At 65.9% G+C, this 18,557-nt stretch carries 23 protein-coding genes; 8 read left to right on the top strand and 15 right to left on the bottom strand.

The genetic code is table 11. From position 1 onward, the window contains the following. Positions 1-374 precede the first annotated feature (374 nt). Positions 375-1,238: a LysR family transcriptional regulator gene (locus QE397_RS16175; protein ID WP_027507092.1), complete on the bottom strand. Its 864-nt coding sequence runs from the start codon at positions 1,236-1,238 to the stop codon at positions 375-377. A gap of 70 nt (positions 1,239-1,308) precedes the next feature. Here QE397_RS16175 and QE397_RS16170 point away from each other — a divergent pair, with 70 nt between their 5' ends. Then, on the top strand, positions 1,309-2,202 hold the full coding sequence (locus tag QE397_RS16170; protein ID WP_307095946.1) for a DMT family transporter: 894 nt from the start codon (positions 1,309-1,311) through the stop codon (positions 2,200-2,202). Between the two features lie 97 nt (positions 2,203-2,299). On the opposite strand, the gene QE397_RS16165 is transcribed toward QE397_RS16170, so the two are convergent. Further along, a complete protein-coding gene (locus QE397_RS16165) occupies positions 2,300-2,737 on the bottom strand; it encodes an SRPBCC family protein (RefSeq protein ID WP_307095943.1) in 438 nt (145 codons plus the stop codon). A 145-nt stretch (positions 2,738-2,882) separates the two neighbouring features. Between QE397_RS16165 and QE397_RS16160 the strand changes: the two genes are divergently transcribed. Together QE397_RS16160 and QE397_RS16155 are read left to right on the top strand one after the other, a co-directional pair. After that, entirely contained in the window at positions 2,883-4,100 is a 1,218-nt protein-coding gene (locus tag QE397_RS16160) for an oxidoreductase (protein WP_307095940.1), read from the top strand. Between the two features lie 56 nt (positions 4,101-4,156). Then, positions 4,157-4,819, top strand: a complete 663-nt coding sequence (locus tag QE397_RS16155) for a TetR/AcrR family transcriptional regulator (protein WP_222640156.1) — start codon at positions 4,157-4,159, stop codon at positions 4,817-4,819. A 90-nt stretch (positions 4,820-4,909) separates the two neighbouring features. Here QE397_RS16155 and QE397_RS16150 read toward each other — a convergent pair whose 3' ends face one another. The 3 genes from QE397_RS16150 to QE397_RS16140 are packed head-to-tail and all read right to left on the bottom strand — an operon-like array spanning position 4,910 to position 6,742. Beyond that, entirely contained in the window at positions 4,910-5,719 is an 810-nt protein-coding gene (locus tag QE397_RS16150) for an SGNH/GDSL hydrolase family protein (protein ID WP_051613665.1), read from the bottom strand. Then, a complete protein-coding gene (locus QE397_RS16145; RefSeq protein WP_027507097.1) occupies positions 5,716-6,117 on the bottom strand; it encodes a nuclear transport factor 2 family protein in 402 nt (133 codons plus the stop codon). Before QE397_RS16145 ends, QE397_RS16150 begins: the two co-directional genes overlap by 4 nt. Positions 6,118-6,157: 40 nt before the next feature. Next, on the bottom strand, positions 6,158-6,742 hold the full coding sequence (locus tag QE397_RS16140) for a PadR family transcriptional regulator (protein ID WP_027507098.1): 585 nt from the start codon (positions 6,740-6,742) through the stop codon (positions 6,158-6,160). 558 nt (positions 6,743-7,300) lie between these two features. Here QE397_RS16140 and QE397_RS16135 point away from each other — a divergent pair. Together QE397_RS16135 and QE397_RS16130 are read left to right on the top strand one after the other, a co-directional pair. Next, positions 7,301-7,531 (top strand): ANTAR domain-containing protein, encoded by a 231-nt coding sequence (locus QE397_RS16135; protein WP_155957134.1) that lies wholly within the window; start codon positions 7,301-7,303, stop codon positions 7,529-7,531. Positions 7,532-7,904: 373 nt separating this feature from the next. Further along, entirely contained in the window at positions 7,905-8,792 is an 888-nt protein-coding gene (locus QE397_RS16130) for a sugar phosphate isomerase/epimerase (protein WP_307095934.1), read from the top strand. 27 nt (positions 8,793-8,819) lie between these two features. Here QE397_RS16130 and QE397_RS16125 read toward each other — a convergent pair whose 3' ends face one another. Next, entirely contained in the window at positions 8,820-9,605 is a 786-nt protein-coding gene (locus QE397_RS16125) for an SDR family NAD(P)-dependent oxidoreductase (RefSeq protein ID WP_307095933.1), read from the bottom strand. Between the two features lie 89 nt (positions 9,606-9,694). On the opposite strand from QE397_RS16125, the gene QE397_RS16120 reads away from it, so the two are divergent. After that, the gene (locus QE397_RS16120; protein ID WP_056449297.1) at positions 9,695-10,183 is read left to right on the top strand and encodes a MarR family winged helix-turn-helix transcriptional regulator; all 489 of its coding nucleotides are present in this window, start codon (positions 9,695-9,697) and stop codon (positions 10,181-10,183) included. A gap of 308 nt (positions 10,184-10,491) precedes the next feature. Here the strand turns inward: QE397_RS16120 and QE397_RS16115 are convergent, their stop codons facing one another. The 8 genes from QE397_RS16115 to QE397_RS16080 all read right to left on the bottom strand — a co-directional run bounded on the left by QE397_RS16115 (position 10,492) and on the right by QE397_RS16080 (position 16,283). Beyond that, positions 10,492-11,046: a dihydrofolate reductase family protein gene (locus QE397_RS16115; RefSeq protein ID WP_307095930.1), complete on the bottom strand. Its 555-nt coding sequence runs from the start codon at positions 11,044-11,046 to the stop codon at positions 10,492-10,494. Positions 11,047-11,070: 24 nt separating this feature from the next. Beyond that, a complete protein-coding gene (locus QE397_RS16110; protein WP_307095928.1) occupies positions 11,071-12,678 on the bottom strand; it encodes a carboxylesterase/lipase family protein in 1,608 nt (535 codons plus the stop codon). After that, positions 12,675-13,265, bottom strand: coding sequence for a TetR/AcrR family transcriptional regulator (locus tag QE397_RS16105; RefSeq protein WP_027507105.1), 591 nt, complete (start codon positions 13,263-13,265; stop codon positions 12,675-12,677). The genes QE397_RS16110 and QE397_RS16105 overlap by 4 nt, the downstream gene beginning before the upstream one ends. A 75-nt stretch (positions 13,266-13,340) precedes the next feature. Beyond that, the gene (locus QE397_RS16100) at positions 13,341-13,493 is read right to left on the bottom strand and encodes a hypothetical protein (RefSeq protein WP_155957135.1); all 153 of its coding nucleotides are present in this window, start codon (positions 13,491-13,493) and stop codon (positions 13,341-13,343) included. Between the two features lie 448 nt (positions 13,494-13,941). Further along, positions 13,942-14,454: a DinB family protein gene (locus tag QE397_RS16095; RefSeq protein WP_027507107.1), complete on the bottom strand. Its 513-nt coding sequence runs from the start codon at positions 14,452-14,454 to the stop codon at positions 13,942-13,944. A 97-nt stretch (positions 14,455-14,551) separates the two neighbouring features. Then, positions 14,552-14,956: an ATP-binding protein gene (locus tag QE397_RS16090; protein WP_081821462.1), complete on the bottom strand. Its 405-nt coding sequence runs from the start codon at positions 14,954-14,956 to the stop codon at positions 14,552-14,554. 89 nt (positions 14,957-15,045) lie between these two features. Beyond that, positions 15,046-15,429, bottom strand: a complete 384-nt coding sequence (locus QE397_RS16085; RefSeq protein ID WP_307095923.1) for an STAS domain-containing protein — start codon at positions 15,427-15,429, stop codon at positions 15,046-15,048. Continuing rightward, positions 15,426-16,283, bottom strand: a complete 858-nt coding sequence (locus QE397_RS16080; protein WP_051613667.1) for a GAF and ANTAR domain-containing protein — start codon at positions 16,281-16,283, stop codon at positions 15,426-15,428. Before QE397_RS16080 ends, QE397_RS16085 begins: the two co-directional genes overlap by 4 nt. A 349-nt stretch (positions 16,284-16,632) precedes the next feature. Between QE397_RS16080 and QE397_RS16075 the strand changes: the two genes are divergently transcribed. Both QE397_RS16075 and QE397_RS16070 read left to right on the top strand, forming a co-directional pair. Next, positions 16,633-17,433 carry an enoyl-CoA hydratase-related protein gene (locus QE397_RS16075; RefSeq protein ID WP_307095920.1) on the top strand — a complete coding sequence of 267 codons (801 nt, stop codon included), beginning with the start codon at positions 16,633-16,635 and terminating at the stop codon, positions 17,431-17,433. An 86-nt stretch (positions 17,434-17,519) separates the two neighbouring features. Continuing rightward, positions 17,520-17,762 carry a hypothetical protein gene (locus tag QE397_RS16070; protein ID WP_027507111.1) on the top strand — a complete coding sequence of 81 codons (243 nt, stop codon included), beginning with the start codon at positions 17,520-17,522 and terminating at the stop codon, positions 17,760-17,762. 69 nt (positions 17,763-17,831) lie between these two features. Here QE397_RS16070 and QE397_RS16065 read toward each other — a convergent pair whose 3' ends face one another. Continuing rightward, the gene (locus QE397_RS16065) at positions 17,832-18,263 is read right to left on the bottom strand and encodes a molybdenum cofactor biosynthesis protein MoaE (RefSeq protein WP_027507112.1); all 432 of its coding nucleotides are present in this window, start codon (positions 18,261-18,263) and stop codon (positions 17,832-17,834) included. Positions 18,264-18,557: the final 294 nt, after the last annotated feature.

The raw sequence follows: 18,557 nt of genomic DNA, 5'->3' as shown, positions 1-18,557 counted from the left end.
GGTTCGACAGTCGATGTGACTGCCATCACCATCCCTGGGGAGTTCGACGGACGGCGGACTTCCCGCTCGAACTGACCTGTTGCGCACCGAGACTGTCCTTTCGGAGAGGTCTCGATGCTGGCCGAAACGAGTGCGCACGACCAATGAAGGCCCTTGCGACGCTCCGCGCGCGCGCTGATGTGCGCTGTGGCAGCAGGACCAGGGTGTGGTAGCAGCGAATGCTACCCCTGACTGTGTGACTGAGATGCTGTGCAAGACAGCGCATTGCGACATCGCGAGTGCTCGCCCCAGCCGCTCCGCGTCGAAAGAATGTCACGCGTCACTCGTGCATGTTCCCCACAGGGTCGACATCGGGGGCGTGACGGCGCGGACGGTCACGTCGAGTAGAACGACGTGAGAGTGTCGACCAGTTCGCGCAGTCCGATCGGCGGTTCATGTCTCCACCACGCGAGATGGACCGGGATGCTCGGTCCGTCCGTGATCGGTCGGTAGGTGACCCCGGATCGGGGATGGTGCAGGGCGGTGGCTTCGGCGGTGGAGCCCACTCCTCGGCCCGCCGCGATGGTGTCGAGCCACTCGTCGACGTCGGTGGTCTCGATGAGGTCCGGTACGGGGTCGGTGCCGTCGTGGGTCCAGAGCGCGGGAGTCGTCGTACCCACTCGAGGGTCGACGACGAGCGTGCGACGGCCCACCTCGGCCATGGTCAGTGTCCGCCTGCGGCGCCAGAGTGCGTCGTCGGTCGCGAACGCGGCCAGTCGTCTCTCGAGTCCGACGACGACGGTGTCGAATCGAGAGGTGTTCACCGGTGTGCGGACGACGGCGACGTCACAGAAACCTTCCGCGAGTCCGGCAGTGGGGGAGTTGTGGCGTACGAGTTGCAGTTCGATTGTCGGATGCTCGGCGGGCCACGAACGCAGGAGTGGTGTGGTGTGACGACCGACCGCGGCCCACGCGTAGCCCAGACGTAACCGTCGGCGCCTGGTGCGAGCGATGTCGTCGAGCACGTCGAGTTCGGACAGGATGCGGCGCGCCTGTGGCAGGAGTTGCAGTCCGAGAGCGGTCGGTTCGCAGCCATGAGGTGTGCGACGCAGAAGTCTTTCGCCGAGCCGGTTCTCGGTGGCGGCGATGGCGCGAGAGACGGCCGCTTGGGACACGCCGAGTTCGATGGCCGCATCCGTGAACGACCCACAGCCGGCGACAGCGACAAAGTAGACCACTTCGCGAGACGACCACGTCATAACCGCAGAGCATACCCGGAGCGTTGTATGCATTTCAGTTCTGGCTGGAGCTGCTCCTACGGTTCTCGTCATGGTGCTCAGGCAACGTCCGTCGCAGGGTTCGCGAGTTCACATGGCCGGTGCCCGGCCGGAGAACGGCAGGCGCCGATCGGTGGGCGTGACGGCCGCGCTCGCTGGATCTGCGGCCAACCAGTCCGGCGCAGCGGCGGGCGCTCTGGCTTTTCCCGCGATGGGTCCCGTGGGCGTGGTCGCCGTGCGCCAGTTGGTCACGGCGCTGGTCATGGTGTTCGTGGCGCGGCCGCGCTTCCGTTCGATGACGAGCACTCAAGTGGTGGCGGTGATGGCGCTGGCTGCGGTGTTCGGCGTCATGAATCTGAGCCTGTACCTCGCCGTCGAGCGCATCGGTCTGGGTCTGGCGGTGACGTTGGAGTTTCTCGGTCCGTTGGCTGTCGCGGTCGCCGGGTCGCGCCGCGCCCTCGACGTGCTGTGCGCCGGACTGGCCGCCGTCGGTGTCATCGTTCTCGTCGGACCGAGCGGGACCTCCGACATCGCTGGTGTCGTCGCGGCTCTCGTCGCCGCAGCGGGGTGGGCGGGCTACATCCTGCTCAATCAGCGCGTGGGAGCGCTCTTCTCGGGCTTTCGCGGAACCTCGGCTGCGGCGATTCTGTCGGCAGTCGTGTGGGCTCCGGTGGCGGTGGCGTTGTTCACGGTGAATCCGCCGTCGCCGCGATTCGTGTTGTTGGCAGCGCTGTGCGGTGTGCTCGCCTCTGTGATGCCGTTCGCGGTGGACATGGTGAGTCTGCGGCATCTCGACGCCGGCGCCTTCGGAACGCTGGCGAGTGTGAATCCCGTCTGGGCCGCGGTAGGTGGGTGGATCGTCCTCGGGCAGGTGCTGTCTCCCTGGCAGATGCTGGCTCTGGTGCTCATCGTCGCGGCCAATGTCATCGTCTCGACCACCCGGTGATCTCCGCGCTGGTTCGTACTCGGGGCGGGCCGGATGCGTTGTGAAGGCACGTCGCGCGGTCCGCTCCCCGTGACGCGACGTGCGCCCCGATGTGACCTCAGACTGCGATCACATGTCGGGACAACCCGTCCAGTGTCTCCCGTAGCCGCTTCTCGAACGTTCCCCGCAGAGCTTTGCCCACCGGGCCGACCAGCAGCGGGCTCGTGACGTCGAGGTCGATGGTGACGGTGGTCGTGTCACCGGACGCGTCCAACCCCAGGCGCATGTGGATCTTCGAGCCGGTCGAACCCTTGCCGCGGAAGACGACCTCGCTCGGCGGCCGGAACGATTCCACCTCGAAGGTGATGGTGTCGACCAGGGCGGCCACCTTGATCTTCTCCACCATCGTCGCGCCGACCTCGATCGTGCTCGGCGGCAGGTCTTCCCAGCCGGCGTGCAGAGCGTGCCAGTGCTCGAAGGTGGTCACGTCGGAGACGGTTTCCCAGACCTTCTGCTGGGGCGCGGCGATGTTCCGGCTCACGGATGTGGGGCTCATTCGGATTCCTTTCGGATGCGGTCGACGAGGCAATCAGGCCATGTCGTTGACTCGATGTCAATATTGACACGAAGTCAACGAAACTCTACGTTCGGTGTCACAGATCGCATCTCCGCTCCTCAGGGGCCCGACCGAGAGTGACACCATGACGACACTGACCGAGTCCTCCGCACCGACCACGGGCATCGACACCGGTGCCGAGGTAGTACGACAGCTACGCGACCTGCTGCCGCAGCTGAAGTCCGGTGCCGCGGCGAACGAGCAGGCGCGCAGGTTGTCCGAGGACACGGTCGACGCCCTCCGCCGTTCCGGCGTGTTCCGGATCGCAGCGCCGGCCCGTTTCGGAGGGCTGGAGACGAACTTGCGGACGATGCTCGAGGTGTCTGCCACCATTGCCGAGGGTGACGGCGGCGCAGCGTGGGTCACCACGCTCTCCAACATCAATCACTGGGCACTCGGAATGTTCACCGAGCAAGCGCAGTCCGAGGTGTACGCGGACGGGCCGGACGTCATCATCTCCGGCGTCGTGTCGCCCACTGCCACCGCGCGACCGGTACCCGGCGGTTACCGCGTCAGCGGCCAGTGGCCGTACGCCTCGGCCAGTCTGCACGCCACGTGGTGCACCGGAGGCGTGGTGATCCTGGACGAGGACGAGACGGTGATGGATCAGGGAATGGCGCTGATCCCCCGAACCGATTACCACGTCGACGACACCTGGTACGTGACCGGAATGCGTGCATCCGGCAGCAACACCGTCGTCGCAGACGACGTGTTCGTCCCCCAACATCGGATGCTCTCGATGACGGGTGCCTTCAGCGGTTCCTATGTCTCCGAGCGCACCGATTCCGCGTTCGCCAGGTCCGCGTTCGGCCCCATGCTGGTCATGGTCCTTGTCGGACCGCAGCTCGGAATGGGTCGAGCTGCACTGGAACTGGTGCGCACCAAGGCTGCGGAAAAGTCTCTCGCCTACACCGTGTTCGAGCGCCAGGCAGACTCGGTGGCGTTTCAGATGCTCGTGGCCGAGGCGGCTCTGAAGATCGACACCGCCCACCTGCACGCTTTCCGCGCAGCCGACGATGTCGAGCGGTGGGCGGACGCGGGGGAGTATCCGGACCTCCTCTCGCGGGCCCGTGTCCGCGGCGATGCTGCGACCGCGCTGCGCAGCATCAACGAGGCGCTCAACACGTTGCTCGATGCCACCGGCGCCGGCGCCTTCGCGGAGGTGAATGCGCTGCAGCGGATCTGGCGCGACTCGAACGTCGGTGCGCGCCACGCGGTGATGCTGCCCCGAGTGTCGATCGAGACGTACGGAAAGGCTCTGCTGGGGGTCGAGCTGCACGATCACATCACCCCGATCATCTGACGATCGCGGCCGTCACCTACTCACCCCGGGTCGGCTGTTCCCGATACAGTGACGTCGTGTCGCGCCCGCCTGCCAAGATGACCGCCCGGTCCGCCCGGGCGGCGGAGACCCGCCAGCGACTCATCGACACCGCCGTCACGCTCTTCGCCGAGAACGACTACGACAAGGTCGGCGTCGGTGAGATCTCCAAGACGGCCGACGTCGCGCACGGGCTGTTGTTCCACTACTTCGGCACCAAGCGAGGCATCTACCTCGAGGCCATGCGATCGACCGCCGAGGCGATGGCGCGCGCGTTCGACGGCATCCCCGACGCAACCCCGGACAAGCAGATCCGGGCAGCGCTGACCGCACACCTGACATATCTGCGTGAACACCGTGGCCTGGCGCTGCGGATGGTTCTGGGCGGTCGAGGCGCCGATCCCGAGGCGTGGCAGGTATTCGAGAATGCCCGCACAGCAGCGCTCGTCGCCGCCGCTGCCATGCTCGGCATCGATCCCCACAACGACGCGATCAGGTTGGTCGGACGGACAGCCGTTGCCGCTGTGGACGAGACGAGTGCTCGGTGGCTGGAAGTGGAGAGTCGGTTCGACGTCGATGTCGTCGTCGACATGCTCGTCCACCTCATCGCCGGGTGCCTGAGATCTGTCCCGTTCCTCGATTCCACGGTCGACGTGGATCACGCGGTGTCCGTGCTACTCGGCGACTCCGCACCCGCGTAGCTCAGGTGGCATGGCCTGTGAGTGGCAGGATTGCCGGCGCCCCTCGACCGAACAGTGCCTCGCTTCCACATCGAAGCCGATCGCGCGTGCTCAGCTCGAAGGGTCGTCGAAGATTCCGGCTGACGCACGGTGGTGTGGTGGCTCCTGCTCCACGGCCGCGAGCACGCCGTGTGTGCCGGCCCGGTCGAGTGCGGTGACGACACCGTCGGCGAAGATGCCGTGCAACGCCGACGAGGGATGAAATCCGTCAGCGGCGAACATTCGATGTGACGGTTCGAAAGCCACGTCCGACAATAGAATTCGCGGACGCACGGCGATGAGTTCGCCGGCGATGGCATTGAACTCGTCGGCTCGGCGGCCGAGTACGGTTTTCAGCGGCGCGGGCAGGGCCGGGAACTCTGCAAGTGGGGCGAGCGGGATGAACAGGATTGCCGCCTGAGGGGAGGCCTCGATGACGCGGTCGAGCAGTGCGGACAACTGAGCCCGCCAGGTCGCCCGTGAGTGCAGATTCTTCGTGTCGTTCACACCGACCGAGACGACCACGATGTCGGCAGCTCCGAGCACCGCGTCGTCGACGAGAGCCGACACCTCGCGTGCGGTCGCTCCCGATCTGCCGATGATCGTCCACTCGACGGGTCTGCTCGTTCGAGTACTGATCCGTGTCGCGAGATGTCCACCGAGAGCATCGGCATGCTGGTCGACTCCCACGGCAGCGGCGAGGCTGTCGCCCAACACTACGAGCTGCACAGCCCGCCCATCGGTCTCGCCGATCCGGCCTTTCAGGCCGAGTGCCGCGGGCAGGCGGGGAGTGGAGCGCCGCACTCGGATGCCCTGGGCGAGGACGATCGCAGCTCGATGCCTGCTGAGCCATGCGAGGAGCAGAACGCCGGAGAGGGTCACCGTGCGCTTCGCTCGGCGGCGTCGGCCTTGATCTGTTCGAAGCGAGAGCCCATGGCAGCCGAGAGGGCCTCGGCCGCGCGAAGTGGTCGCACCATCACCATGAAGTCGACGATCCGACCCTCGTCGTCGTACCGAAGGAAATCGCACCCGGTCACGGTCAGTCCGTTCACTGTCGCCTCGAAGACGAACGCGTGGTCTCGACCGTGTACGTCGTGGATCTCCCGGCTGTAGTGAAAACCTTCGAACACCTGAAGGACTGTCCGGAGGATCGCGGAGACGATGGCCTTCCCTTGATAAGGGGCGAAGGCCACGGGGCTTCGGAACACGACGTCGTCCGCCAACATGTCGTCGACGGCATCGAGATCTCGCGCATCGATCGCCTGGCGGAAGGTCGTCATGACAGCCCCTAGTCAACTTGTTGAGTACGTCAGGGCGAGGCTACTGCGATGCACGCACCGTGTCCAGGCTCGGCCCAGCTCGGCCCGACAGAATGTCGCGCACGTAGTCGCACCATCTGATGTTCTCCTCCTCGAAAGCAATTCCGCGTGCGAGGGTGAGGAAGTGCCCGATTCTCGTTGTGTCCGCGAGGTACTCGGCCTCTGTCTGTCCGTCGAGCAATACTTCTCGAGATTGTTTGTACTGCAGCAGTTTGCGGGTCGAGGCGGCCCCCCTTGTGTCAAGGTGCGCCATGATCGCGTGGACGTCACCCACGTCCACTGCCTCGATCTGCACCAGTAGTTCGTCACGTACGGCTGTGGGCTTGGGTTCGCGAACGATGAACTGCTGCAGCGCGGCTCGTCCTTCGGAGGTGAGGCTGAACAGTCGCTTGTTCGGCCGTCGTTGCTGCTCGACCAGGCGTGCTTCGACGAGGCCGTCGGCCTCCAACTTGTCGAGTTCGCGATAGAGCTGTTGCGAGGTGCAACTCCAGAAATTCGCCACCGCGACGTCGAAGCTCTTCGTCATGTCGTAACCGGAGGACTCACCGTCGAGGAGTGCGGCGAGGATCGCGTTCCGTAGAGCCATTGCGCGATGCTACATCGGGGTAGGTGTCGAATTGAGTACTCAGCGGCATCCTGGGCGCGACGTACCGTCGCGGTCGATGTGTGAAGGCTGCCCGGCGCAGACCACCCGAGCGATGAGCGTTTCGAACCTCCCGGTCCGATCGATGGCACGATGAGAAACAGAGGCGGCTCGGAACGGGGGCATCGGCGTGAACGACGGCGCCGACGGTGCCGCGGTGATCGTCACCTCCGCCGAGAATTCGGATGCACGTTCGCTCATGCACGCGACGAGCGCATCGGCGACGGCGGTGGCGGATGTGCTGTACGTGCACGGGTGCGGTCCCGATCGGGCTGCGATCGACGACAACGCGGTGTGCACGATCACGTCGGGTGATCCGTTGGATCGCTTGCGGTGGCCGGCGCTCGTCGAGCAATGTCGTCGCTGGGCGTGGGGTGGGTGCAGATCTATCCGATCGGTTCGGGTGATCGTGCATCGGGGATGATGCAGATGCATCGATGCACCCCGCCGACGCGTCGATGGCCCGGGGAAGTCGACGTCTTCGTTTCCAAGCTGGCCCGCGTGTTGGGTGATGACCTGGTCGGCCACGTCGGGATCGACGGTCTCATGCGTCACCATGTCGATCTGCAGTCTGCGAACATCGCGATCGGCATGCTGATGGCACGTCATGATCTGGCGGCAGACGATGCCTCGGCTCTGCTGCGGGCCCGCGTTTATGCGTTGTCGATCTCGTTGGTCGAGGTGGCCCGGTGGGTCATCGACGGTGGCGACGTCACTGCCGGAACGGTCTGACAGTGGTCGGATCGACCACCACGTCACCCTGCCTGCGTCGGGATCACGCGAGCCGTCGCGAGAGCGGATGACTACCGGGTCACGACTTTCGATCGGTGACGTCGTTCGAATGAGCCTCGACGTGCCCGACAAGCTGAGTCGCCTTCACTCGGTATGACGCGATCGTCCGGCCACGACCGGATCGGACCGGCAGCGCCACTTCACCTCGGCGAGGGGTTTTTGATGGGTCCACCTGCTTGATCCGACGATGGCGCAATCGGCACACTGCAGGTGACCACCTCGCTCCCGGTGCCACCTCATGCATGCGGACCACGTCGCACCAGTCCTCATCGCAGTGGCCGCGAGGTACCCCGACGCAGACAGGATCCTGACCATGACCGGCGGACGAGACCGACGCATCGCCCCGAAGACGACGGAACTGATCGCAGCGTGTTGGACGTCGGCGGGTGATGTCCGCCCCGACGCGCCACACCCTGTGAGTCCGATTCCGATCGCGGACCGGATCACGGCGGTCTCCGATGCCGGGTTCGCCGGCATGGGGATCGTCGCCGCGGACCTCGCGGTCATTCGCGACGACATCGGACTACCGGCCCTGCGGAGCATGCTCGACGATTCACCGTTGCGGTATGTCGAGATCGAACTGCTGGAACGGTGGTGGATCCCCAGAGGAGAGAACGGAAGCACCCACGACACTCGCGACCTGCTGCTGGAGGCCGCCGAGATCCTCCGGCCGACGCACATCAAGATCGGCTCGGAGAATGCGCCGCCCCAGGACCTCGAACCCTTGGTCGACGCCTTACGCGTGTTGACCCGCGAGGCCGCGGAGCGCGGCACCCGCATCGCCATCGAACCGATGCCGTTCTCGATCATCTCCACCATCCCGGATGGGGCCGACCTCGCCCGCGCCACAGGAGATCCCGCGTGCGGCGTGATCGTCGATGCCTGGCACGTCTTCCGCGCCGGCACCACCTTCGACGAACTGCGATCTTCCCTGACCGGCGACGTCGTGTTCGGTGTGGAACTCGACGACGCCGACGAGGACGTCGTCGGATCATTGTTCGACGACACGATCGACAACCGGCGACTGTGCGGTGAGGGAGTGTTCGACCTGAACGGACTGATCAGTGTTCTGCGCGAGGTCGGATACGACGGAACTTGGGGTGTGGAGATCTTGTCCGACGACTTCCGGCGCATGCCACTCGATCTCGCCCTCACCCGAGCGCACGAGAGCGCAGTCGCACTGGTGCATCCCCTGCCATGACGTCGGGTCGGCGAGGTCGATCCACTGTCAAATGATCGTGGGGAGTACACCGCCGTCGGCGCGAATGGCTGAGCCGTTGATGGCCGAGGAGCGAGGACTTGCCAGGAACGTGACCAGGTCGGCAACCTCCTCGGGTTCGATGAAGCGTTCAATGAGTGAACTCGAGCGCACCAGCGACGACGTCAGATCCTCCGGCGGGACGCGCTGGGCGGACGCGATCCCCTCGACCGCTTCGGCGACGCCATCGGAGTAGGTCGGGCCGGCAAGAACGGTGTTCACCGTAACGGCGGTACCTCTGGTGAGTTTGGCCAGCCCATTGCCGAGAGCCAGTGCCGTGGCCTTGGTCGCTCCGTAGTGGACCATGTCGACAGGGACATCGATCGCCGACTCTGTGCCTGTGAAGATGATCCTTCCCCATCCTCTGTCGATCATTCCACCGAGCAGGGCTCGCGAAAGCCGAACTGCGCTCATCACATTGATGTCGAAATAACGCGACCACTGCTCGTCGTTGATCTCGAAGAAGGGCGCGACCTCGAACACGCCGACATTGTTGACCAGAATGTCCACCTGTCCCAGCCTGCCCAGAAGTGTGGATACCTGTTCCATCTCGCACATGTCCGCTGAGATGCCGTCGACACTCGCGCCGGGGACGGCCTTCCGGAGACGGGTCACAGCCCCGCTCACCTTCTCCTCGGTGCGACCGTTGAGGACGACCGATGCGCCTTCGGCTGCGCACGCTGCGGCCACGGCGTACCCGATGCCTCGAGTGGAGCCGCTGACGAAGACCCGTCGTCCCGTGAGGTTCAGGTTCACGGCTACTCCTCCAGTCATTTTGCTTGCCTGAGCAACTCAACTGTAGCGGCAGACACTTTCCCGAGCAATCAATGGGTAGGGTGCGAGTCATGGACGAACCGCTGCATCCCGTCGACTTCACGGCCGACGAGCTCGGGACGTGGTCCTCGTTCGCCACGATGCTCGAGTGGCTTCCGGTTGCTCTTGACGCTCAGCTGCAACGGGATTCGGGTATGAGTCATTTCGAGTACGGACTGCTCTACGCCCTGTCGCGTGCCGAGGGGCGCACAGTGCGCATGAGTACACTGGCGGGCTTCGCCAACAGCACTCTGTCGCGTTTGTCCCGCGCTGTGGCACGGCTGGAGCGCCGCGGGTGGGTGCAGCGTTCCCCCGATCCGATCGATGGCCGGGTCACGACAGCGACCCTGACGCCGAGCGGTCTCGATGTCACGCGGGCTGCCACACCGGCTCACGTGGCCCTGGTCCGGACGCTGGTGTTCGGCTCGCTCACCGGCGGTCAGGCAGAGGAACTCAGGCGCATCAGCTCGCAGATCGCCAGTTCGATCGGTGCCGACGGTCGATGGGTTCCGGGTGGGTGACTTACGGAGATCCGAGCGCCCGTCGGAGAGGTCACGCGGGCCTGGTCGCCACGATCCCACCGGCGACGTCGAGGGTCGTCCCGTGTACGAAGGCAGCCTCGTCGCTCGCGTCGACGCATTCTCGTCCTCGACGAGCCGGTCTCGCTCGCCGCGGCCACGGTCGGCTACGTCAGCGCCGCGCATTTCTCGCGGGACTACCGCGCGGCCTACGAGGTGCCTGCGGCGTCCGATGCCGCGCGCCGACCACGAGCCGACACAGCCACCGGCTCGGGCATTCTCGCCGCGTGGCAGTCAGTCCTCGAGAAGGCTCAGCTCGTCCGTTGCGTGTCGTATCGGACGAGAGCAGCACCGGAAGGAAAGGCGCGGAACTCCCGCAGTACGAGGTGTCGTGGGGGAGTTCCGTCGAACATTCGCCTTCCGTGTCCCCTCGCGAACGGGTGGACGAAGAGCCTGTACTCGTCGACGAGATCTGCGCCGATCAGGGCATGGCAGAGGTCGATACTTCCCGTGCAGACGATGTCGGAGCCGTCGAGTGCGGTGATTCGTCCGATCTCCTCGACGAGCGGACCCGACAACACTGTGGTGTTCGCCCACCCCGGATCCTGCAGCGTCGAGGACACCACGTACTTCGCGACGCGGTTCAGATGTTCCGTCACGCCGGTCGTGTCATCGGTTCGAGGTGCCCAGAAATCGCGCATGCCCTCGAACGTCCTCCGTCCCACGAGAAAGCCGTCGGATGCGTCGCGCTGAGCGGCCAACGCCCTGTCCATGTCGGGATCGTGACCGGCGCGCGCGAACCAGTCATCGGTAGCTTCGATCACCCCGTCGACCGTGATGTTCTGGGTCACGACAAGTCGTCGCACGACTCGATCCTTTCTCGCGCGTGCTCAGCCACGGTCGACCGTGTCCCAGAACGCGCAGTGATGTTCGGCGCGGTGGTCGATCAGGTGTACCCCGGAGCCGGTGGCGGCATTGTCGAACTGCATGACAGTGGTCTCGATGCCGGTGGTGGCCGGCCACTCGGCACCGTCGGCAGGACCGGGTGTGCCGTTGTGGGCGAACGCAGCCCATGCCGCCACCATGGCGTCACCGAGCTCGCGTTGCCCTGGCCCCGTGAGGAGGTTCTCGCCGCCGAGATCGAACAGATACGGCAGGTCGGTGGCGTGCGCCGCGCCCTGCGGCATACCGGACGCCGACACTCCGCTGACATCGGGCGCACTGCGATCGGCGAATTCGTAGCTGTAGACCGGTGTCCCGTCGGCGGCGAGCTCACGGGCGCCACGGGAGGTCGTGCATGCCCAGGCGACGTCGGTGACCAGGGTCGCCCAGGCGACGGGCGCCGACTCGTGGTCCGCCAGCGGATAGTGCGCGCCGACGGATGCAGCGTCGGCGGGAAACGAGGCTTGGATGAGGGACTGGTAGTTGTCCGCCGTGACCGCCGCGGGATCGGTCAGGAGCAGTCCGCCGATGAAGGAACGGTGCTCGTCCCGGTTGCCGCCGGTCAGGACGGGCACGTGAAGCCAGTCTCCGGCCTCGACGGCGAGTGCGGGTTCCTGTGGGAGCAGGTCGGTGCCGTAGGCCAACGGATTGCCGAACGACGCGGCTTGCCCGAGCAGGGCATCGACGGGTCGTTCTCGCAGGCATCCCAACGGGTCGGGGTGGGTACACCCGAGTGCAGTGGCTACAACTACGCCCTGTGATTCACTGTCGGACAACGGGATAAGTGACGATGACGCGGGTAGTCCGGGGAACAGGGTGCCGGGGGGCCATGCGAGACGGCAGGAACCGGAGGAGAAGATGGCGCGGTCGATCAGTCCTTCGGCGGCCGGTGAGGTGAGCGCCGCGCAGGTGGAGGTTCCACCGGCCGACTCCCCGTAGAGCGTCACCGAATCCGGGTCTCCGCCGAAGGCCGCGGCATTGTCGTTGGCCCAGCGCAGGGCGGCCACTTGATCGGCGAGACCGAAGTTGCCGGATCCTGCCAGGCCGGGGAGTCCAAGATATCCGAGCATCCCGAGTCGGTAGTTCGCCGAGACGACGATGACGTCACCCTGGTCGGCGAGCTTCTGCGCGTCGTACTGCGCGCCGGCTCCGCTGGTGAATCCGCCACCGTGCCACCACATCAGAATCGGACGAGGCTCGGCGCTCGCGCGTGCCGGGACGGTGACGTTCAGGAACAGGCAGTCCTCGTCGGTCGAGGAGACTGCCTGCGCGGTCTCGCCGGTCTGCGGACACGGTGAGCCCGCTTGCGTGGCGTCGAGGACCTCGTCGGTGTCGGGCACCGGCTCGGGGAGGGTCCATCGGCGGTCACCGGTGGGGGGTTGTGCATACCGCACGCCGAGAAACTGGTGCGTGTTCCCGACTGCGACTCCCTGCAAGGTTCCGGTCGTGCTGTCCACCAACAGGTTCGACTCGGTGTCCGGTTCGATCCCCGTCGAGGTGCACGCGGACACCATGAGAGTGGTGGCTGCGACGACGGCAGCGAGTGCGCGCCTCACGGGAGCGCCCGCGTTGCGGCGTCGAGGGTGTTCACGAGTTCGTCCGCGAGAACACCGGGGTCGGCTCCTGCTGCGGTGAGCCCGACCGCGGTGTCGAGAACGGCGCGAATGGTCAATGCCATGAGTGTCACATCGAAATCACGCATCTCGCCGGTCACCTGACCTCGTCGGAGAAGATCGGCGACGGACATCATCTCGGTCGCGTGCTCGGGTCGCTCGTCCCGTCGCAGGTTGTCCTCGGTGCGGCTGGTGTAGATCGCCGTGAGAGCTCGAAGGTGGATCGGGTGGCGGGCGTAGAAGGCGATGCTTCCCCGGACGAACGATGCCAGCCCGCGTCGCGGAGACGGGGCGGACTCGGTGTCGGGCTGCACTTCACGGCGGCCCAGGTCGTAGATCTCGTCGACCGCGGCCTCGAACAGTTCTCGTCGCCCGCCAGGGAAGTGGTAGTTCACCACCCCACGGCTGACGCCGGCGTGCTCGGCGATGCGTGAGAGTGATGCTCCTTCCACGCCCAGGTCGGCGAGAGAACGAATGGCAGCCTCGACGAGCTGTGCGCGTCGTGCCGAGCGAAGGAACGTGCGAGTCATGGTTCAGAATCTAGCAAGCATGACCATAATCTGACAGTACTGTCAGAAAATCCGAAGGGTCGAGATGCCCGCACGTCAGGCAGGCCCGCGAAGCTTCCCCCGTACGACGATGACTCCGACCAGGATCACCAGTGCCGCGACGACGAGCGCCGACGGTCCGCCCCGAGGTAGCGAGGTCAGAACCGGTGCGGCTGCGAACAGCGCGAGACCGAGCGGGGGCAGGGTCATCAGTCCCACCCCCGTCCCGTACCAGAGGCCTTGTCGTTTGTCCCAGTCCGATCTGGCCTGCACGGCTTCCTCGAAGCGGACGATCGCGATTCCGAGTGGTGTAGCGACGAGCAGCCACACCAGAGGCGACGTCGGTAGTCCCGGTCGACCGAGAAGTGCATCCGTGATCAGAGTGGCACCGAGATAGGCCGGCAGGAACATACTCGCCGCCAGAACGACTCCGAGCGTGACGTCTGAAGGTTCGTCACCTGAAGGCGACCCGACAGACGAGGTCGGGTCGGGACTCATGACTCGAGCGTATCGTCACCGAGGAGATCGAGGGCGGTGTGCCGCCACCGCGCCGTGCACTGTTGTCAGGACCCAGCGCGGACACATCAGACTTCTGCGCGAGTGGACCGTTCACCGCGATCCGATCGCCGAGCGTGGTCTGTCGCGCGACTATCGGCGGTCATTCCCCGGTGTCCCCGTCGATGCACTGGCGGAGGAGATCTGCGTGTCCGTTGTGTCGGGCGTACTCCTCGATCAGGTGCAGGTGAATCCAGCGCAGCGAGACCTGCAGGCCGTCGACCGTGCCGATCGACAACGCTTCCAGGTCGGTGTTCGCGGCGAGGGCCCGACTGTCCTGGACGGCCCTGTCGTAGGCGGCGAACACCTCCGCGACAGGTGCCGAGTCGAGGCTGTCGAAGTCTCCGTCGGGCTCGGCGTCCGAGTAGTACAGAGGTGGGCGTTCACGGCCCGCGAGCCGTCCGGCGTACCAACTACGTTCGACTTCTGTCAGGTGTCTCACCAAGCCGAGAAGGGACAGAGTGGACGGCGGTATCGACCGCATTGTCAACTGCGCGTCGGTGAGACCGTGGCACTTCCACAGCAGAGTTGCTCGGTGGTAGTCCAACCACGATTCGAGCATGGTCACTTCGTCCGCGACGAACGGCGGTTCCACGCGGTTCACAGGGTCGGTCATGGTCGAACTCTATGTCCGGACACCGACACGTGGGTTCGACCGACTCGATGCTACGGATCCAGGTGAGCTGCGCGAGTGGGTCATCCCGAGCGTTCAGTCAGTGGAAAGCGGACTCCGGGTGCTGACGCGCCGTCGAGGACCATGTCGCGCGGACGGTGGTCCCCGTGCCCGAACGATCCACTGTCGACGATGTGCTCAGTGCCGTGATGAGCGGCAGGCCGTTACCCCGAAGAGCGTTGTGCACAGGCAGTTTCCACCGCCCGAGATCAGCGACGGTGACGTCCAGCGCGCCGAGGTCGACCGAGTAGGTGGCGCTGATCTGCATCGTGCCGACACCGTCCGTGTCGAGGTACGCGTGGTCGACGACATTGGCCATCGCTTCGTACACCGCCAGCACCACATCGGCTCTGCGGGCATCGTCGAACGGCAGGATACGGAGCCAGGCGGCCAATGCTCTGCGTACGGCGCCGATGCACAGGGCGTCAGCGGGGACATCGGACATGACGAGGCCCGGATTCCGGACGCTCGGACCGAGAGTGCTGTCTGTGACACCGTCATGGGTCGCGTCCAGCACGCCCGCCGTGCGACCGTTCAGGACGACACCGCGGCCAGTGCCGCGTCGAGGTCGGCGTGGAGCGAGAGCATCTCGTCCATTCCGACCAGCGTGAGTGGACGGGTGGTCGCGGGCCCGTTCGACACGACAGCGAGCGCGACGAGTGCGCCGAGTCGGCGGTGCGTGTCGATGAGGGCCGTCATGCCGGTGGAAGAGAGAAAATCGACGTCGGTCAGGTCGATGATCACCGCGGAGGGCACGTCGTCCGACAGTGCTCGGTCGAGACCTGCCGTCAGCATGGGCGTGGACTCGAGGTCCAGATCGCCGCGGACCGACACGATGAGTACAGACCCGTTGCGGGCAACGGTGACCTGGACGGATCGTCGGTCTACGTCCTGCTCGCTTGCGCGATCAAGGGTCACTGCGGTACCGCCACGACCGAGGTGACCGTGCGTTCCGCGAGTACCGACACGCGCACGTTCTCACGTTGCGATTGCTCGACCAGAGCGGCGAAGGCCGCGTCCGCGGTGATACCCCGAACTGCCATGACGATGCCCTTCGCCTGTTCGATGCAGGCGCGGGTCTCCATCGCTCTGCGGAGGTTGCCTGACTCTTCCCGAGCGTCCGCGGTGTGCCGCGATTCCCACACCGCGACCTCCACGGCGGTCACGAGCACCGTGACCAGCACCTCGTCGATGTCGCTGAAGCCGTGATCGCCGAAGCTGTAGATGTTCAGCGATCCCGCATGTTCGGAATCGACGTCCAGGGGTGCGGACAGGAAGCTGCGCACACCGGCCTCGGAGGCTGCCGCGGCGAAGAGCGGCCATCGCGCCGCAGCATCCTCGACGTGCACGCACACGATGCGCCCGGTCCGGGCGGCTTCGAGGCAGGGCCCCTCGTTCACGCGGTACTGATCGGCATCGATGTCGCTGACTCGGGAATCCGACCGCGCCGCGGTCTCCGGGTTCGCCGCGTCGTGATGCAGGAGGGTCACCCCGGCCATGTCCGCTCCGGGGATCGCGGCGACCGCCTGTTCGCACAAGCCCTGGAGGAGGATCTCGAACCGACTGTGCGACAGCAGGAGTCCACGAAAGGCATCCAATGCGTCGAAGGTGTCCGCGGCGAAGTACCGCATCGTGATCGCCGTGCGAACCCCGCCGGCCGTGCGGGACGACAACGCTCCTGCGATCTCGTCGTCGAAGGCGTTCGCGGCGGCCAGTGCGGCCGCCGTGCTGTGATCGTCCGGGGGCAGGCCGGACGTGACCGAATCCGTCATGCGGAGTCCTCTGTGGTGTAGTCATGACACCTGTCGACGTGCGCGGAGGACGCTGCGCGGTGATGACTTCACCGGATGCGCCCAACCGTACGCCGCGGGTCAACCCCACACACGGTATGTCGCAATGCGCGACCCCCGTACGAACGGTCGATGCTCGTCGGACGCGGACTTACTAGTGACGTGTGGGTGCGCGGGAGGTGGCACGGCGCAGGAATGCGCGGTCACGACCACGGGACAGTGTGGCCGGGTTGTGAGACCGCCAGACAATGGTTCGGCCGCGCTCTCGGTGGAAGGCCCGAATCTAAAATTCGTGCATGGAGCACCCAGAAGTTCGCCGAAACGGCCTGTCATGACTGCCACAGTGGAGCAGAAAGGCTCTGTCTCCGTCGAGATCGACGGTGCGGTCGCATGGGCCGTGATCAGCAATCCGACTCGTCGCAACGCATTGAGCGCAGCGATGATGCGCGATCTGCACGCGCGACTGCAAGAGCTGGACACACGCCCCGACATCCGCGCCATCGTGCTGCGCGGGGAAGGTTCGGAGGCATTCGTCTCCGGAGCCGACATCTCGGAGTTCGAATCGCAGCACGGTTCCACCGATGCCAAGCAGGCCGCCGACGACGCCATCGCCGCGTTGTTCTTCGGACTCGCCGCCATGCACACGCCGACCATCGCGATGGTGCACGGCTTCTGCATGGGCGCCGGCGTCGCCGTCGCGCTCACCGCGGACATCCGCATCGCCGATGAGGCGTGCGCGTTCGCGATTCCCGCCGCACGTCTGGGAATTGCATACCCGGTTCCGCCGACGCGCGTGCTGCAGCGCATGGTCGGCTCCGGTCACGCCGCCGAGATGCTCTACACCGGCGGTCGCGTCACGGCAGAGACCGCGCTCTCCATCGGTCTCGTGAATCGGGTGGTTCCGAAAGACCAGTTGCACGAGGCCGTACGCACACTCGCGACGACCATCGCGGCCAATTCACCCATGTCGGTGCGGGCTGCGAAGGTGGCCCTCGCGAGCGACCTCTACCCGGAGATGCTCTCCGAAGCCGAGGCTTTCGTGGCCATGTGCGCCGGCTCGGACGATGCCGTGGAAGGTGGGCGCGCCTTCATGGAGAAGCGGCGACCCAAGTTCACAGGCGTCATGTCCTGACGCAGTCCTGCAACCACATCCGGGTTGCGAGAATCATGTGGGCCGGTCGTACCGACTGAACGCATCGGGTCGAGGCGGTACTCGAGGTGCGCTCGTTGTTCGCGTTCGCGCTGGCTGCCGGGGAGTCGACCATCGGGTCACTGGAGTTGTACCGCACCGCGCCGGAGGTGCACTCGGCCATCGGGATGCTCGCTGCCCGGTTGCGTATCCCGATCGACGATGCGGCGGTTCGGCTCCGCGGGCACGCGTACGCCGAATCGCAACCCATCAGCAGCGTCGCCCGCGACCTGATGCGGCGTGTACTCGACCCTCGAATTCTCGACGATTGAACGCGCTCGTGTCCGCGACGCCGTCTCGACCTCGTGGGGCGGTCGAGCGCATTCCGAGTGAGCGCGACCTCAGAGACCCACCCACTCGCTGGTGCCGCCGGGGAACTGCTGGCGTTTCCAGATGGGTACCTCGGTCTTGATGTGGTCGACCAACGCCTCCAACGCTGTGAACGCCTCGGCGCGATGGGGAGACGCGACCGCGGCGACGAGAGCGGTGTCACCGATCGTCAGGTCGCCGACGCGATGCACGGCCGCCGTCGGCAGACCGGACGACGCGGCCGCGTCCTCGCAGCAGCGCCGGAGGAACTTCTCGGCGTCGGGGTGGGCTCGGTACTCGAGTGCGGACACCGACTCGCCGTGGTCGTGGTCGCGCACGACTCCCCAGAACACCAGCACGGCGCCGCGTTCGGGGCCGGTGACGGCGTCGGCGACCTCCGCTGGATCGATGGGATCGCTCGAGATCCTGGCGAGAACCGTTGTCCTCGGGCGCCTGTCGCCCACGTCGGATGCTGAAGCAGCACCCGGCGTACCGGCAGCGGCGTGTCGATACGGCGGGCGCTCCGTCTTCGGCCGCCCGCCAGTGGTGTTGCTCTGGACCATGAACCGTCTCTTCCGCTCGTGGTGATCAGATGTGGCCACTCGATCAGAGCACTGTCGCCGTGACCGTCGCGCCGGCATCGAGGGAAGGAACCTCGCCGTCCAGCTCCACGAGACAGCGCGCCTCCCGTACCGCCCCGAGTCCGTGTCGTCCCGAACCGGTGAGAAGAGCGAGCGACCCGTCGGGGCGTTCGGCGG

This window comes from Rhodococcus sp. SORGH_AS_0301, from assembly GCF_030818285.1.
Lineage (GTDB): Bacteria > Actinomycetota > Actinomycetes > Mycobacteriales > Mycobacteriaceae > Rhodococcoides.
The sequence above is the reverse complement of the archived record's forward strand: the minus strand, read 5'-3'. Positions and strand labels throughout refer to the sequence as shown.